General features: G+C 37.9%; 12 protein-coding genes. 7 read left to right on the top strand and 5 right to left on the bottom strand.

From position 1 onward, the window contains the following. The first annotated feature begins 84 nt into the window (after positions 1 to 84). From HQN86_RS26560 to HQN86_RS26580, 5 genes are all read left to right on the top strand, one after another. Positions 85 to 3561 carry a TonB-dependent receptor gene (locus HQN86_RS26560; protein WP_172663846.1) on the top strand — a complete coding sequence of 1159 codons (3477 nt, stop codon included), beginning with the start codon at positions 85 to 87 and terminating at the stop codon, positions 3559 to 3561. Positions 3562 to 3590: 29 nt separating this feature from the next. Then, a complete protein-coding gene (locus HQN86_RS26565) occupies positions 3591 to 5159 on the top strand; it encodes a RagB/SusD family nutrient uptake outer membrane protein (RefSeq protein ID WP_172663847.1) in 1569 nt (522 codons plus the stop codon). 62 nt (positions 5160 to 5221) lie between these two features. Beyond that, positions 5222 to 5941: a 3-keto-disaccharide hydrolase gene (locus tag HQN86_RS26570; RefSeq protein ID WP_172663848.1), complete on the top strand. Its 720-nt coding sequence runs from the start codon at positions 5222 to 5224 to the stop codon at positions 5939 to 5941. A gap of 30 nt (positions 5942 to 5971) precedes the next feature. Next, positions 5972 to 7339, top strand: coding sequence for a Gfo/Idh/MocA family protein (locus HQN86_RS26575; protein WP_172663849.1), 1368 nt, complete (start codon positions 5972 to 5974; stop codon positions 7337 to 7339). Between the two features lie 12 nt (positions 7340 to 7351). Continuing rightward, entirely contained in the window at positions 7352 to 8059 is a 708-nt protein-coding gene (locus HQN86_RS26580) for a 3-keto-disaccharide hydrolase (RefSeq protein WP_172663850.1), read from the top strand. Here the strand turns inward: HQN86_RS26580 and HQN86_RS26585 are convergent. Then, on the bottom strand, positions 8056 to 8613 hold the full coding sequence (locus tag HQN86_RS26585; protein WP_172663851.1) for an acyl-CoA thioesterase: 558 nt from the start codon (positions 8611 to 8613) through the stop codon (positions 8056 to 8058). The genes HQN86_RS26580 and HQN86_RS26585 overlap by 4 nt on opposite strands. Positions 8614 to 8738: 125 nt before the next feature. Continuing rightward, positions 8739 to 9599 carry an energy transducer TonB gene (locus HQN86_RS26590; RefSeq protein WP_172663852.1) on the bottom strand — a complete coding sequence of 287 codons (861 nt, stop codon included), beginning with the start codon at positions 9597 to 9599 and terminating at the stop codon, positions 8739 to 8741. A gap of 448 nt (positions 9600 to 10047) precedes the next feature. Between HQN86_RS26590 and HQN86_RS26595 the strand changes: the two genes are divergently transcribed. Both HQN86_RS26595 and HQN86_RS26600 read left to right on the top strand, forming a co-directional pair. Next, on the top strand, positions 10048 to 12234 hold the full coding sequence (locus HQN86_RS26595; RefSeq protein ID WP_172663853.1) for a glutamine synthetase III family protein: 2187 nt from the start codon (positions 10048 to 10050) through the stop codon (positions 12232 to 12234). Positions 12235 to 12374: 140 nt separating this feature from the next. Continuing rightward, complete coding sequence (locus HQN86_RS26600) at positions 12375 to 13556, top strand: AIR synthase related protein (protein WP_172663854.1); 1182 nt, start codon at positions 12375 to 12377, stop codon at positions 13554 to 13556. Between the two features lie 203 nt (positions 13557 to 13759). On the opposite strand, the gene HQN86_RS26605 is transcribed toward HQN86_RS26600, so the two are convergent. From HQN86_RS26605 to HQN86_RS26615, 3 genes are read right to left on the bottom strand one after another with little or no spacing between them, the layout of a single operon-like run. Then, complete coding sequence (locus HQN86_RS26605) at positions 13760 to 14455, bottom strand: SGNH/GDSL hydrolase family protein (RefSeq protein ID WP_216854525.1); 696 nt, start codon at positions 14453 to 14455, stop codon at positions 13760 to 13762. A 26-nt stretch (positions 14456 to 14481) separates the two neighbouring features. Further along, entirely contained in the window at positions 14482 to 15720 is a 1239-nt protein-coding gene (fucP, locus tag HQN86_RS26610; RefSeq protein ID WP_172663856.1) for an L-fucose:H+ symporter permease, read from the bottom strand. Positions 15721 to 15769: 49 nt separating this feature from the next. Continuing rightward, positions 15770 to 18037, bottom strand: a complete 2268-nt coding sequence (locus HQN86_RS26615) for a GH92 family glycosyl hydrolase (RefSeq protein ID WP_246269747.1) — start codon at positions 18035 to 18037, stop codon at positions 15770 to 15772. Between the last annotated feature and the right edge of the window lie 45 nt (positions 18038 to 18082).

Here is an 18082-nt window from a genome sequence, read left to right on the forward strand (position 1 = left end):
AACATATAAAAACCTTTAATTATCCCTTTTCCGAAAATCGGAACCGCAGTTTTTTACTACTAACCAAGTATTAACTTAATCCAAATGAAGCTAAACCAGTATGAAACGGTATTTACTATACCACTACTTAAATTTTCAGTAAATTTTAGTGCTACCTTAACAATTCTCTTTCTTTTACTCACTTGTTTGCAAGTATCTGCAAAACCAGTACAAAGAATTACTATATCCAAAAAGAACTCACCAATAGTACAGATTTTTGAGGCTATTAAACAACAATCTGGATATTCCGTAGTTTACAATAGCGATGATCTAAAAGAAAGAAATGTCAGTTTAAATGTAAAAAACTCTACAGTTGAAGAGACAATGGAGGAAAGTCTTAAGGACAGTCCGTTTGCATTTAAAATCTTAAATAAAAACATCCTTATCAAAAAGAAGGATGAGCCATCCGTATTTTCTCCTTCAACAACTAAACCTCAGGCTAAAGAAATAAAAGGAAAAGTTGTAGATAAGCAGAATATCTCTATACCGGGTGTAAGTATTAAATTAAAAGGAACGTCCATTGGAACAGTTACAAATGGAGAAGGACTATATGCCATTTCAATACCAGAAAATACTGGCACCCTTGTTTTTAGCATGGTTGGATATACGACCAAAGAAGTAACCATTGGCAGTGATCAGACTATAAACGTAATCCTGCTAGAAGAAACCTCGGCACTTAACGAAGTGGTGGTTATAGGATATGGCACCCAGAAAAAATCAGACGTTACTACCGCCGTATCATCTGTGTCAGCAGAAAGCATAAAAGAGCGACCTGCTTTAAACTTTGGCGAGGCCATTGCCGGTCAAATGGCCGGAGTTCAGGTTCAGCAAACTGGCGGTGCCCCTGGCGGGGAAGGACTAGCCATAAGAGTTAGAGGAGTTGGCTCAATTACCCAATCCAATGATCCTTTATATGTTGTAGATGGCTATCCAATGGAAGGTAATGCATTCAGACTATTGAACACCTCAGATATTGAAAGTATTCAGGTTTTAAAAGACGCCTCTTCTACAGCCATTTATGGTTCAAGAGGTGCAAACGGTGTTGTTATTGTAACCACTAAGAAGGGCAAAGTTGGCCCGCCAACAATAAATGCCAACACTTTTATAGGATTTCAGGAACTGGGCAAAGAAGTAGAAATGATGAACAGGGATCAATATATCCAGTGGTTTATTGATGGTAGAAACCAGGCTTGGTTAGATGCACAAATTATCACATCAGATCCAAACCAACAACCCCATTCCATTACAGACCCCAACTCACGTCGTAGTCTGTACTCTGGTGCAAGCACTCAATATATGATACCAGATGGTACGGGAGGATATAAATACAACTTTCTGGACCCAGCCTCTGTAGCACAAATGCCCGACAACAATTGGCAAGATCTTTTATACAGAAAAGCTTTAACTCAAAAAAGTGAACTATCGGTTTCTGGAGGAACAGAACATACTCAATATATGTTTTCCGGAAGTTATGCCAAGCAGGAAGGTATAGTTCTAGGCACAAACTATGACCGTTTTAATTTTCGCTCAGCCATCAACTCTAAGGTTACCAAGAGTCTGAGCCTTGGCATGAATATGTTGGCCTTCTCAGCAAAAGGCAGAGAGCAGGAAAGCGGCAAATACTCTCCGGTAATGTTTGCACTGCAATTGCCCCCAATCTTTCCGGTAAGGAATGATGATGGAACATACGGTTCGATGGTTCGAAATCCGGAAATACTTGCCGGCGATGTTGCAAGCCCAATCGGTGTAGCAGAGCAGGTTCAAAATTCCAGAAATCGATATGGTTGGCTGGGGACTGTTTTTGCTGAATGGGAAATCATTAAGGATCTAAAATATAAGATCAATATTAATGGTGGAATTCAGGACAACCAGCAAAAGATCTTTGAAGCTTCTTTTATAGATTTTGATGCTTCTAAAGGTCCGCGCCCAGCTAAAGGTATAAATCAGCGTGCATCAGATTTCGACTGGGTAATTGAAAACACCTTAAACTACTCCCGTACTTTTTCTGATAAGCACGTATTATCTGCCCTTGTAGGTTATACCACTCAAAAACATAATCTGAAAAATATGTACGGCGAAGCCCGTGGCTTTGCCAACGACCAGATTACAACCCTCAATGCAGGCACTATGTATGCCTTATCTAGTGATGAGTCAGAATATTCAATGATTTCTTATCTGGGCAGGATCAACTATGCATACGATAATAAATACTTATTTACAGCCACCTTTCGTGGTGATGGTTCTTCCCGTTTTGGTATGAACAAAAAATGGGGAACCTTCCCTTCTCTGTCTGCAGGGTGGAAAATTTCTGAAGAGAAATTTATGGAGAACATTAAAGCCATAAGCGATCTTAAGATTCGTGCAGGCTTTGGTATTTCAGGAAACAACAGAATTGGCGATTATTCTGCTATTGGTCTTCTAACTTCAGGCTTCTATCCAACCGGAGGAACACTTCAAAATACTACCAACCCAAGCACAATGTCGAACGTTGATCTTGGATGGGAAAAAACAAGACAATATAACCTTGGATTTGAACTTGGCTTAATAAATGACAGGATAAGAATTGAAGGTGATTTTTACGACAGCCAGTCTATTGACCTTTTATTAAATGTTCCTGTACCGGTAATTACAGGATATTCTACCCAAATTCAAAATATCGGAAAAGTGCAGAACAGGGGTATGGAATTCCTGGTTACGACCAGAAACCTTCTGGGTGACTTTAAGTGGAATACCAACTTTAACATTTCATTTAATAAAAACAAAGTATTGGAAGTTGGAGCAGATAACCGTCCTATTTATGGCAGCGCTCCTAATGCAAATAATGCGTTCATTACAACTGTTGGCTCTCCTATTGCAAGTTTTTATGGATACAAATATGAAGGCGTGTTCCTTACCCAGGATGAATTAAACAAATATCCGCACTTAAGTGCAGATAAAATAGGCGATGGCAGATACGCTGATATCAATAAGGATGGTATTCTAGACCAAAATGATAAAACGATTTTGGGCAACAATAATCCCGATTTTACCACCGGTCTAACCAATAACTTTTCATATAAAAACTTCTCTTTGGGAGTTCAGTTTACTGCATCATATGGAGCAGAATTATTTAGTTTCTATAAAAGAATGGTTGGAATATATCATGGTGATAGAAATGGGATGATAGAACAGATTGGTAGATGGAGATCTACAGACGATCCAGGAGATGGAATTCACTTCAAAGCAACGAGAACTCCTTCGGGTTGGCAAAGAGACCCTTCCTCGGCATGGGTTCAGGACGCATCATATTTAAGACTTAGGAATGTAAATTTTGCATATAATTTCAGTGAAAATTTTACCAAAAAAATAAAGGTAAAGGCTTTAAGTGTATATGTAACCGGAAGCAATTTATTTACAATAACCAATTATACAGGATATGATCCGGAAACGAGCAGCGAAGGTGCCGGACTTACAAAAGGTGGCGATTACTTGGGCTATCCAACTGCAAGGACGTTTATCCTTGGACTTAATTTGACGTTTTAAACATTCATTAATGCTTATATTTTAAATATATGAAAAAGATAAATCTATTATTCGTAGCAGTCTTCTTTCTGGCATCATGCAGTGATGACTTTATTGACCTGAACCCGAAATCAAATTTAAATGCCAATTCATTCTATAAAACACAACAGGACATTAATCAGGCAACCCTTTCTGCTTATGGCAATTTGCGTTCATTATACAATTCAACATATGTGAGGCTTGGCGAAATCCGTTCAGACAACACTACCTATTCCTGGCTGTCGGGAAACCCTGCAAATGAAAAAGGCATAGATGAATTTGCCTCTCCCTTACTTCCTGAAAACAACTTTATAACAGACATGTGGGATGACAGTTATAAAACAATACTAAGATGCAATATTGTTCTTGGTCGCAGCGATGCAGCTACCTTCACTGATGAAAAATTAAGAAGTCAGTATAAAGCAGAAGCCAGTTTCTTAAGAGCGCTTGTTTATTTCTGGCTCAATAGGGCATTTGGAGGGCCAGCTTTAAATGGCCAGCTTTTAGGGGTAATCAAAGCAGACAAAGAACTAAGTCAAACTGAAGCATATGCACTTGGGCGTGCACCATTGCAAGAAATGTATGATTTCATCATTGCAGACCTAAAATATGCCGAAGCTAATCTTCCTCAGTCATACGGAGGCACAGACAAAGGTAGAGTAACCAAGGCCGGAGCCTCAGCGTTGCTTGGTAAAGTTTATTTAACCATGGCAGGCTATCCGCTTAATAAAGGAGGCGAATATTACAATCTTGCCAGTCAAAAACTTGCAGAAGTAGTAAATAATTCTGCGTATTCTCTGGTTCCAAGCTATAAAGACCTGTTTGATGTTTCTAAAAAGAACAGTACTGAATCTCTTTTTGAAGTTCAATACATGAAAGGCGCACCAAATGGAGCAACTGGTAGTCCATGGAATAACAATTTCGCTCCAAGATTTTCAGATAAAGAGGTTGTTTTGGTGGGCGACAAGGGTGGTGAGAACTCTCCTACCCAATACATGTCAAATGCTTATGAAACCGGAGATCCCAGGAAATTTGTATCCATGCGAGATGGCTGGATCAATGCTAAAACCGGAGCCTTGCAAACCGAGAAATATGTGCGTAAATACTATGATGTTTCAACAAGCGGTTCAGACAATGGCAACAATTGGATAGAATTACGTCTGGGAGACGTGTACTTACTTTATGCTGAGGCGCTGGTTCGTGGCGGGGGCGACAAGGGAATTGCCCTAACTTATCTAAACAAAATTCGGGAACGGGCAAGAAAAACTCCTGGCGACCCTAATATTCAACCAGCACCGAATTTATTACACGATTATCAATTGAGTGAATTCAGCGGTGATCAGGCTTTCCTGTTAGCAATTGAAAACGAGCGCCGTGTTGAGTTGGCTTTTGAGAATCACCGGTGGTTTGACCTTGTAAGAACAGGACGAGCCAAAGATGTGATGATTGCAGAACAACAGTTTGATGGTTACAATAGCTTTACCTGGAGTGATAATGCATTGACTTATCCTATTCCAATGACAGTGATGCAGTCAAATCCACAAAAAATAATACAAAACAAAGGATATACCCAGATGTAACATGTTTATACATGTTGCATTAATCAACTATCGTTAACAATTGTTTCGCTAAATTTATTTATATGAACTCAAAAATAACCCCGGTGTTACTAGTGATACTCCTTCTTACAGGAGTATCATATGCTCAAAACAAAGATAACTCCCTTACCAAACAGGAAATCAAACAAGGTTGGAAACTCCTTTTTGATGGTCAAAGTCTTAACGGATGGACATCTGTTGGGAAAGATACGCCACCAGCTACAGGATGGAAAATAGAAAATGGCATTTTATCTGCAAAAAAGGAAGGAGAAAAAGGAGGTGGTGATATTTTTACAAAAGATGAATATGCTGATTTTGATCTCTCTGTTGACTTTAAGCTTTCTGAAGGAGGAAATAGTGGAATAAAATATTTCTTCACTAAGTATACTAAAGGAGGTTGGCTCGGATTAGAATACCAGATATTAGATAATGTAAAACACCCTGATGCAAAATTGGGAAGGAATGGCAACCGTTTACAGGCTGGTTTGTATGACATGCTACCTTTAGATGTACCACAGGAGAATAAAACCGGTGAATGGAACCGAGCAAGAATCGTAGCCAAAGGCACTAAAGTAACTCATTACTTAAATGGAAAAAAGACGCTTTCCTTTGACCGCAGCAGTGATTCCTACAAAGAAGCATGGAAGCTAAGTAAGTTTAAAGATTCAGAACCACCGTTTGGTCAGGTAAAAAAAGGGCATATTCTACTTCAAGACCATGGGGATGAAGTTTCATTCAAAAATGTTAAAATCAGAGTTTTATAGAATTCCAAAACAATCAACCAAAAACCAATTATGAGCAACAATTCAAGAAGAGATTTCATAAAAAAAATAGGTATCGGAACAGCAGCTTTATCTGTTGGAAATAGTGTATTCGGAGGAACTGCCTCTGGGTTTAGTGCCAAAAGCTATAGAAATATTATTGGCGCAAATGACAGAATAAACATAGCAACTATCGGCGTTAATAGCCGTGGCAATAGCATGGGAGGTACAATTGCCAAACAAAAAAACACGCAAATAGTTACAGTTTGTGATGTAGATTCAAGAGCCATTCCTAAGGCAATAAACACTATTGTGAAAGCTGGTCAAACAACTCCACCAAAATCTGAAAAAGACCTGCGCAAGGTTCTGGAAGATAAATCTGTTGATGCAATATACACGGCAACTCCTGATCATTGGCATGCACCATTAACCATTATGGCTTGCCAGGCCGGAAAACATGTATATGTTGAAAAGCCATTAAGCCATAATCCAAGAGAGGGTGAAATTGCAGTAGCAGCAGCCAGAAAATACAACAGAATAGTGCAAATGGGCGCCCAACGTCGCTCTGCCCCTACGCTAACCAAAGGAATACAGCTACTCCATGAAGGGATAATTGGCCGCGTATATATGGCAAAAACATGGTATACGAATACGAGGAAAGAAACCTTTTTAAAGCCAGCAAATGTACCCGACTGGCTGGATTATGATTTATGGCAGGGACCAGCACCACGTATTAATTACAAAGATGGTTTAATCCACTACAACTGGCACTGGTTCTGGAACTGGGGAACCGGCGAAGCGCTAAATAATGGAACGCACGAGGTAGATGTAGCCCGTTGGGGTCTGGGAGTAGATTTTCCGACCCGCGTTAGCTCTTCCGGCGGAAGATATCATTTTAATGATGACTGGGAAACCCCAGACACGCAGGTAGTAACGATAGATTATCCTGGTAAGGTTACCTTGCTTTGGGAAAACAGAAGCTGTAACGGAAGAAAAGTTGAAGGACAGGAAAGAGGAATTATCTTTTATGGTGAAAAAGGAAGCCTGGATACCGGAGATGATGCTTATAAAATATATGATCTTCAAGGAAAGCTAATTCAGGATGTGACACCAAAATCTGGCGGAGAATCTTTAGAGGGAAGAAATACAGCGAGTCCAAGTTTAGGGATGGATAGTTTGCATATGGCAGATTTTCTTGATGCCATCAGAAACAACAGGCGTCCGAACTGTGATGTTGAACTCGGTTACAAAAGCTGTGTAGCCATGCAGTTAGGCAATATATCATGGAGGGTTGGTCGCGACTTAAAAATTGATCCGAAAAACGGTCACATCGTTGGCGACAAAGAAGCTCAGAAACTATGGGGCCGTTCGTACGAAAAGGGATGGGAACCCAAAATCTAAAAATCAATCTTTATGAATATATCCAGGTTATGCTTCAATATTATATTACTGCAGGGAATATGCATTTTTGGTGCCTTTGCTCAGCCTCCGAATACCTTAACCAGTCAAGAGAAAGCATTGGGATGGAGTTTGCTTTTTGATGGGAAAACATTTAACGGATGGAAAAAGATAGCTGAAGGAGGATGGGAAATTAAAAACGGAGAGCTGCTTGCTGTAAAACCCGAAAACGGCAAGCAAATGGATATTATAACCAATGCTCAATTCGACAACTTTGAACTTTTCTTTGAATTTAAAATCTCAAAAGAAACAAACAGTGGGGTTAAATATCTGGTAACAAATGATTATGAAGCACAAAAAGGTACTTTCTTAGGTCTTGAATATCAAATATTAGATGAAATGAACTTTAAATATCCAGAGCGCGGTGAAATTCGCTCACTGGCATCATTGTATGATCTGATATCTGCTGATAAGAAAAATCCCGCATTGCTTGAACACTGGAATATAGCCAGAATCATTGTAAACAAGAATCATATTCAGCATTGGTTAAATGGGCGCAAAGTTGTAGATTATGACAGGAGCACAGAATCTTTTAAATCATTAATAGAGAAAAGCAAGTATAAATCCCTTAAAAATTTCGGACAATCAAAAAAGGGACATATTCTTTTGCAGAATGAAGGTTCACCTATTGCGTTCCGTAGTATAAAGATCAAGTGGCTTTAACCAGATGTTAAAGCCACTTTACACCTTTCATTCTTAAGTGTAACCAAACAACTCTCATTATTGTAGCTTTCTCTTAAACTGGCTTCATTCTTTTTATATTCAGTTTTAAGGTTCTTTCTATTTAACCCCTGTGCAAATCGCCTAACATCATCTTCACTTTTCAAGATCAATCCCGGTACCTGCTTAGGTTTATTGTCATCTCCTATTGCTACCATAGTAAAGTAGCTGGTATTGGTATGCTTAATTACATGTGTTCTCAAATTTTCTGAAACAACTCTTATTCCTATTATCATGGAGGTGTTACCAACGTAGTTTACTGATGCCATCAAAGAAACCAATTCTCCAACTTCAACTGGCGCCAAAAAATCAACCACATCAATTGATGCTGTGATACAGTAGCCATCAGAATGTTTTGCCGCACATACGTAAGCAACTTTATCCATTAAGCTTAAAATAATACCTCCATGTATTTTTCCTCCAAAATTAGAGTAAGAAGGAATCATAAGTTCAGTAAGAGTGGTTTGAGAGTATTCTACTGGTTTAAAATCTAACATAAATGGGTCTTTTGACACGCAATTTAGTTTTTTATCACAAAATAGCATCAAAAAAGGGGTTATAAACTTAATTACAACCCCTCACCCTATCCTTTACACTGAGAGCGCACCGAATATTTTTGAAATTATCTGTTTATGGTAAATGAAAGCGGCATATTATACCTAACTCTAACGTTTTGATCATTTTGTCGGCCCGGTTTCCATTTTGGGGACTTACTAATTACCCTTACCGCTTCTTCATCACATCCATATCCTATACCTTTTAAAACAGTAACGTTTGATACAGAACCATCTTTCTCTATTACAAAGCTGATAAAAACCTTACCCTGTGCATCAACTTCCTGCGCCGCATTCGGGTATCTTAAATTCCTTTGTATAAATTTAGCCCAGGCTTTCATTCCCCCTTCAAATTCAGGGTAGGCTTGGATATCTCCTATTTCATGAATCCCCGTATCTTCCTTCTCACCATTCCCTACACCATTACCTGGAGCTATACCATTACCATTGCCCTCAACAGGAACCGATCCAAGTGACGTCTCAACTCCCGATTGCGTAACAGGCCCTACTGCCGCATGATCTATTTGTTCTAGAGTTGGCGGATCGGTAATTAATGGCCTATCCACAACAATTGGATTTGAAACGGGCTTTACAGTTTTAATTTTTTCTTTTATTGGTTCAGTTTTGGGCATTTCTGTCTTTTCCTGAAGTTTTAGTTTCTCTATTGGTCGATCAGCAATATTTATATCAATAACACGATCAGGTTTTAAAGGTTCGATGAGTGCATCTGCGTCTTTACTAATAAAATGTTTGTAAATCATTGGGCCAGCAAAAAAAAGAACAAAAAGCGGGGCAGCAATAAATAAAGCGCGTGCTGTAGTGCCTGATGATTGAGATCTTAGTGCATAAGCACCATAGTTTTTATTTCTGTTTCTAAATACAAGGTCGAGCCACTCTGCCTTGTGTAAATTGGATGAGATGTTAAACATAATTTCAATTATTAGTTTTAAACAGGATGTAGAATACCCGTATATTCCATAACACTTTAAAAAAAACTTAAATCACGATGTTTTTTCACCAAAACACAGAAAAATATCTTCTCCGCTAAAAATCATAAAAAACGGCAGTTTTATAGATTTTTAGTGTTTTCCCAACAAAAACAAGAAATTTTTCAGACAAAAAACAGCAAAAACGAAAAAATAACACCAAAAAATATAAAAATAAATGAACAAACTGTATATTTACCCTTCGAGAGACAGACTTAACCTTCCAAATAAATAAGCCGCCTCTTCAACTTATTTTTCTTCTTAAAAACTGATTTTCATCTAAAAAGCGTAAATTTTATGTTAAAATTTGCTAACATTTGTATTTTTACACACAATTTGATGGAAATTATTAATTAATAATCCTATTTTTGATAAAATTTTAAACAAATAAATGAAAAGCTTAAGAACAATTGCATTAAAAGAAGCGCAGACAAGAATTTCACCAGAGGTAAAGTCACCTTCGACTAAAATTTCTGATTTTTTTGGCGTTAATGTTTTTGACAAAAGAAAAATGAAAGATTTCTTGTCAAAAGAGGTTTATCAGAAATTAGTGGCATCGATTGAATCGGGCGAACTAATTAATCATGAAGATGCCAACCACATCGCAACGGCTATGAAAGGCTGGGCAATGGCTAAAGGCGCTACTCACTATACCCACTGGTTTCAACCATTAACCGGTACTACAGCTGAGAAACATGATTCATTTTTTGAGCCTAGCAGCGATGGCGCAATTGAGAATTTCGCAGGTAGTGCGCTAGTTCAACAAGAACCAGATGCATCAAGCTTCCCTAATGGTGGTATCCGTAATACTTTCGAAGCACGCGGATATACTGCATGGGACCCTTCTTCTCCAGCATTCATTATGGAAAGCAAAGCTGGTAAAACACTTTGTATCCCAACTGTATTTGTTTCTTATACCGGTGAAGCACTAGATTACAAAGCTCCTTTATTAAAAGCACTTGCTGCTATGGATAAAGCTGCTGTTGACGTTTGTCAGTATTTCGATAAAAGCATCACTAAAGTAAATGCATCTTTAGGTATTGAACAAGAATATTTCCTTGTTGACCTTGCATTATATAATGCTCGTCCGGATTTAGCATTAACCGGCCGTACTTTGTTCGGTCATATGTCTGCAAAAGGACAGCAATTAGAAGATCATTATTTCGGATCTATTCCTGAGCGTGTATTCACCTACATGGTTGATTTCGAAAATGAAGCTTTAAAATTAGGTATTCCTTTGAAAACCCGTCATAATGAGGTTGCTCCTTCTCAATTTGAGTGTGCTCCTATTTATGAAGAAATCAACCTTGCAATTGATCATAACCAATTGTTAATGGACTTAATGGAAAAAGTTGCTTTAAGACATAACTTTAAAGTTCTTTTACATGAAAAACCATATGCTGGTATCAACGGATCAGGTAAACACAACAACTGGTCATTAATTACTGACACTGGTAAAAACTTATTATCTCCAGGAAAAACTCCGAAAAACAACTTGATGTTCTTAACATTCTTTGTTAACACTATCAAAGCTGTTCATGAGCATGCTGATTTATTGAGAGCAAGTATTGCTTCAGTAAGCAACGATCACCGTTTAGGTGCTAATGAAGCTCCTCCTGCAATCATCTCTATCTTCCTTGGTTCTCAATTAGCTGAGGTATTAGACGAGATCGAATCATCAAGAAGCATCATTAAAAAAGTTAAAAATGAAGATTCTTTATGGTTAGGTATTCCTAAGATCCCTCAGATCTTGTTAGACAATACTGACCGTAACCGTACTTCTCCTTTTGCCTTTACAGGTAATAAATTTGAGTTAAGAGCTGTAGGTTCTTCTGCTAACTCTTCTGCTCCTATGACTGTGTTAAACACAATCGTAGCTGATCAATTGATCAAATTCAAAACTGAAGTTGATAAACTGATCAAAAAAGGCGAGAAAAAAGATGTTGCATTGTTAACTATTCTTAAAAAATACATCAAAGAATCTAAAGATATCCGTTTTGAAGGAAATGGTTACAGCGATGAGTGGGCTGAAGAAGCTGCTAAACGTGGTTTATCAAACATCAAAACTACTCCAGTTGCTTTAGATGCTTACGTAAGTGAAAAATCTACTGAGTTATTTACTAAACTCAACATCTTTAATGAGCGTGAGTTACATGCCCGTCATGAGATCTTGTTAGAAAGCTATTACAAAAAACTTCAAATCGAAGCAAGAGTAATGGGTGAAGTAACAAACAGTATGATCATTCCTGCCGCTATTGCTTACCAAAATTCGTTAATCGAAAATGCTAAAGGATTAAAAGAACTTGGCTTATCAGGTGATGCATTAGCAACTCCACTTTCTATCATCAACAAAGTATCTGAGCACTTAAATATCGTTAAAACCAGCATTGACGCAATGCTTGAGCAACGTAAAAAAGTAAATGCAATTGAAGATTCACGTGAGAAAGCGATCAGCTACGATGAGAAAGTAAAATCTTACTTCGATACTATTCGTTACCATACAGATAAATTAGAACAAATCGTAGATGACAGCGTATGGCCTCTACCTAAGTTCAGGGAATTATTGTTTATAAAATAAACCAAACTCCTAATAACCAACTATTTTTTAGTTTTATAACCTCTGCTTTAATTAGTAGGGGTTATTTTTTTATTAGTTAGTATGTTTTTTTTCTACATTAAAGTTTTAACATTAAGGGGTTTCCCTATCTTTGCAACAACATGAGTGATAACAGGTACAACCAGCGTGGCGTTTCTGCCTCGAAAGAAGATGTGCACCAAGCCATCAAAAACATAGATAAAGGTATTTTTCCGCAGGCTTTCTGTAAGATCATCCCTGATATTTTAGGCAACGACGAGGCTTTTTGCAACATAATGCATGCTGACGGTGCAGGTACAAAATCTTCATTGGCTTATGTTTACTGGAAAGAAACCGGTGATATTTCTGTTTGGAAAGGCATTGCTCAGGATGCAATCATTATGAATATTGATGATTTGATCTGTGTTGGCGCTACCGACAATATTTTATTGTCATCAACAATTGGTCGTAATAAAAACCTGATCCCTGGTGAAGTAATTGCTGCCATTATTAATGGCACTGAAGAGATTTTAGCTGAGCTTAGGTCTCAGGGCATCTCTATTTACTCAACTGGTGGCGAAACTGCCGATGTAGGTGATCTGGTACGTACAATCATTGTTGATTCAACAGTAACATGTCGTATTGAACGTGAAAAAATCATCAGCAACGACAAAATACAGGCCGGTGATGTAATCGTTGGCCTATCTTCATATGGACAAGCCAGCTATGAAACAGAATATAATGGCGGTATGGGATCTAACGGACTTACCTCTGCTCGTCATGATGTATTCGATAAATCTGTAGCAAACAGTTATCCTGAAAGTTTTGATCCTGCTGTTCCTTTTGATTTGGTATTTTCTGGTGGAAAGAAACTAACCGATCCGATTAAAATTGATGACCAAACGGAAGTAACTGCCGGCAAACTGGTATTATCACCTACACGCACTTATGCTCCTGTTATAAAAAAGGTATTAGAAAGTCACAGGCCTCAAATTCATGGTATCGTTCATTGCAGCGGTGGCGCACAAACTAAAGTGCTTCACTTTGTTAATAACAATGTTCATATCATAAAAGATAATTTATTTCCTATTCCTCCCCTGTTCCGTTTAATACAGGAAGAGTCTGGTACAGATTGGAAAGAAATGTATAAGGTATTTAATATGGGCCACCGCATGGAATTATATGTTCCGGCTGAAATAGCTGAAGACATCATTGCCATCTCTAAAAGCTTTAATATTGATGCTCAAATTATTGGTCGCGTAGAGGGCTCTACCCAAAAACAAGTAACAATTGTTTCGGAAAATGGCGAGTTTGTTTATAATTAACATATAAGCTTAGTAATAGACCTAAAAGGGTGTATCATAATCATGGTACACCCTTTTTAGTACATAAAGAATCAGCAATGAGATCATAATGTAACGCACATCGTCATCTCGAACATTGTGAGAGATCTCTTGAACTGGCATAACCAAGAGATCTCTCACAATGTTCGAGATGACGAAAGTTCAAACAAGTTATAAACAATGCTTTATTTCTTTTGCTTTAGCGCTTTTGCAATAGCTTGCTCAACAAGCGGCTCCATAATTGCGTAACCAGCTTTATTAGGATGAATACCATCTTCAGCTAAGCTTTTCGGCAAGCCATTTCTTTCATCTTTCATCGCAGAGAAATAATCTACATAAATGAATTCATTTTTTTCAGCATAAGCTTTAATCCATTTATTTAATTCAATTACTTTATCAGCAGGTTCCACCCCCGGTTTCCATGGGAAGGCGAAAGCAGGTAACACAGAAGAAAGTACCACCTTAATCTTATTTGCTCTTGCAATTTCGGTCATAGCAGTGATGTTGTCTTCAATCATTTCCAGAGTCGAAGGACCTGTATTACCAGCAATATCATTGATTCCGCAGAGCATCACAACTACTTTAGGTTTTAGCGCAACCACATCCTGATGAAACCTGATGAGCATCTGTGGTGTAGTCTGCCCACTAATCCCACGACCAATATAAGGTCTGCTGGAAAAAAATTCAGGCCGATTGTTCTTCCATCCCTCAGTAATTGAATTACCCATAAAAACAACTCTATTTTCATTTTTAGCAGGTGCACTGAGCTTCGAATTCTCTTCCTGATATCTTTTTAGATTAGCCCAGTCCTGTGCCTGAGAAAATTGAATGGAGAGTAAAATGGCTGGAATGATCAGCCATTTTTTAGAAGTTATTTTCATACTATTCATTTGGTTAAAGTTATTTTCTAGTGTTTTACCTTATAGAATTTATAAGCAAACATAAAGATCACAATATAACAGATTATTGGTGTATAATATGCATGTGCAATTCCTGCACTGTCAGCCACCGCTCCCATTATAAAAGGGAAAAATGCGCCTCCAACAACTCCCATTGATATAAATGAAGAAGCTTGTTGTGTACGTGCACCAAGATTTTTAAGCCCAAGACTAAAAATAGTAGGAAACATGATACTAAAGAAAAAGTTGATCATAAGAAGCGCAACAAAAGATACCCATCCAAAGCTTTGAGCAACTATAACGCACATTAGAATATTACCAATAGCAAATATTGCCAGCAACTTATTAGGTGCGATTACTCGCATTAAGAAGGTACCCAAAATACGACCTGTAAGCATCATACCCATAAACACCACCATATAATACCCTGCTTCAGAATCGGTAAAGCCCATTTTTTCGTGTCCGTAATTAATAAAGAATGCCCATGTTCCGGCTTGGGCTGCAACATTAAAAAATTGAGCTATTACTGCCCATACAAAATGCTTATGATCAAATAGCTTCTTATCAGGAGCGGTATCAACATTTACGGCATTCTCATCTACTGCTGTAACATGTGGATCTATTAAAGCTGGTATTTTAACAAAAGAAAATGCAACTGCAACAAGTAGAATAACAGTTCCAATAACAGCATATAATATTTTTACTGAGGTAAGATCTGTACTACCCTCAACATTATTACTTAGTAAAAAATAACTTCCTATTGCGGGCCCCAACATAGTTCCAACCGCATTAAATGTTTGAGCAAAGTTTATACGAAGATCACTAGTACGTTGGTCTCCTAAAGAGGCAACAAACGGATGGGCAACTGTTTCTAATGTTGATAAACCGCAGCCGACAATGAACAATGCAATACCAAAGAAAGCAAAGGAAGAGATATTAGCTGCAGGCACAAACAAGAAAGCTCCTGCCGCGAAAAGAGATAGTCCTAAAAGGACTCCTTTTTTGTATCCGAAGCGTTTCATAAACAATCCGGCAGGTATACCCATCACTGCATATGCACCAAATACTGCAAACTGCACAAAGGCAGACTGGAACTTGGAAAGACTCATTGTATGCTGAAAATGTTTATTCAACACATCAGCCATTGTAATTGCAATACCCCAGAACATAAAAAGGGAGGTTACAAATATTATCGTTACCAGGAATTTCTTCTCAGTAAAGGCTGCTTTAACTTTTAATTCGCTCATAATTTTGTTATAAATGGTTAATTTATTATTGGTTTAGGTTGTCTGTTACTTATTTTGATACTCCCCAGGTCTTGTTTGGCTTAGCTCCCATTTCAAGTTCCAATTTTCCTCCCGCAACTAACTGCTCATGAGTAAACCATGGTGTATTTAGCACTTGTCCGTTGAACTTGGCACTTTGAATATATTTATTTACAACTGAACAGTTGTTTGCTATCAGTTGAAATTTCTTTCCGTTAGAAAGCTCTATTGTAACATTCTGGAATACCGGACTTCCGATTGTATATACCGGAATACCTGGCGTAACGGGATAAAATCCCATCGACGAGAATACCACAAAAGCTGTCATACCACCACCGTCTTCATCACCAGGAATACCGAATACATTGTCTTTAAACCAGGTGTCCAAAAGAAATCTGATGCGTTTTTGAGTTTTCCATGGCGAAGCCGTGTAATTAAATAAATAAGGGATGTGAAAGCTCGGCTCATTCCCCATAGAGAACTGACCAACCATACCCGTTGCATCCGGGAACTTAGCCCAGTTTTCATATTTACTTCTACCAAGCGGCTCTCTATAAAGCTGATCTAATTTATTCTCGAAGCTTTTTGCACCACCAAACAATCCTATCAGGCCTTTAACATCCTGTTGCACTTGCCATAAATAAGTCCAGCCATTATTCTCATCATAATAGTCTCTGCCGCCCATACCGCCATCAAACTTAGGATCTATATCTACCCAGTTACCATCTTTATCTTTTGGTAAAAACATCTGAGTTTTGCTATCCCATAAATTCTTATAGTTACTACTTCTTGCTATAAACTTGGTGTAATCCTGATCCTTTCCAAGCTCTTTGGCCATTTGCGCAACAGCCCAGTCATCATAACTATGCCCTAAAGTTACTGCTACAGCCTGGCGTTTTTCCCAACTATGCACATTAGTAACAGTTTCTTTTTCATCTTTTTTCAGGGATGGAAAATATCCTTTTTCATAGTAAAAATCCTCGAGTTCACCTTTTGGACCATTTTTCCATGGTAGCATTGTTGCTTCATTTGCATTTTTAAGCATCCCTTCATAAGCTTTATTAACATCAAAGCTTTTTATTCCTTTACGGTAAGCATCAAGAAAGGTAATTGATGAGTGAAATCCATTCATGCATGGATTATCGCCAAACAACAACGGAAATGTAGGTACCCATCCACTCTGCGTATACATGTTTACATAAGAGTTCATCATGTCACCTTCCTGTTCAGGGTTAAGGATTGTGCGAAGTGGGTGATGTGCAAGGTAAGTGTCCCACGACCAATCGTCTACATAAAACGGACGCGTAGTTTTATGAACCTGCTTATCATAACCACTATAATATTGGCCATCCTCAGTAATATCAACCATACGCTCATAACAACGATATAAAGCAGTATAGAACGAACGCTTTTGAGCTTCTGTTCCTCCTACTGTTTTAATTTGATTGATTACTTTCGACCATGCTTCTTCTCCCTTTTTAACTTGCTGCTCAAAGGTTGAGTTTTTCAACTCATTGTCGAAATTCTTCTTAGCCTGCTCTGCACTGACATAAGAAATGGCATATTTAAATTCAATATTTTTTGGTGCATTTTTCGGAAACCTAACCCATGCTTTTAAGTCCTTTTCATCTACCGAATTGGCCACTATAGCTTTACCATCCTTTAAACCACCCAATACAACATCCGTATTAAAAGCGCCATACATGTAAACTTTAATATTTCCATTGTAGGTTTCTATACCACTTATTTCTCTTTTTGAAATTGACTTATATTCATGTTCACCACCATTATATACACCAAGTAACAATCCTTTTTCACTGTTTTCAGGATATTCAAATTTGAATATACCCGTCTTTTTTCCTGGAGTAAACTCAACTTTTATTTCTTCATCAATCAACCAGGTAGTATAATACCAGGGGCGGTTTATCTCCAGATCATGATCATAAGTCATCTTTTTGTTCCAATCAGATGCCTCTATATCCTTTACAGTTGGTTTAATAGAAAAAACCTGCCCCATCCTATGTGAAACAACATTTAAAGGGAAACTGGAAATCTGATCCGACATATAATCAGGTCGTTGAGCAAACATCCTTATCATTTGGTTAGGAAGTTGTACGGTTGGTCTGGTAGGTTCTAAAAGCTGACCTACGTTACCAATTATTGGATCCACATATTTTAGGTTACCAGTTCCCTCATACTGGTTCGTCTGGGCCATGGCAATACCCTGACCAAAAAGCAAAGCTGCCGAAAAAGCAATCTTGAGTTTGGACGTAATTGTTCTATTAAAGATTAAGGACATAATACTGATTAGTTTATAAGTTTGGTTCTTAAGTTTTCACAATGT

The organism is Pedobacter panaciterrae, assembly GCF_013204795.1.
Lineage (GTDB): Bacteria > Bacteroidota > Bacteroidia > Sphingobacteriales > Sphingobacteriaceae > Pedobacter > Pedobacter panaciterrae.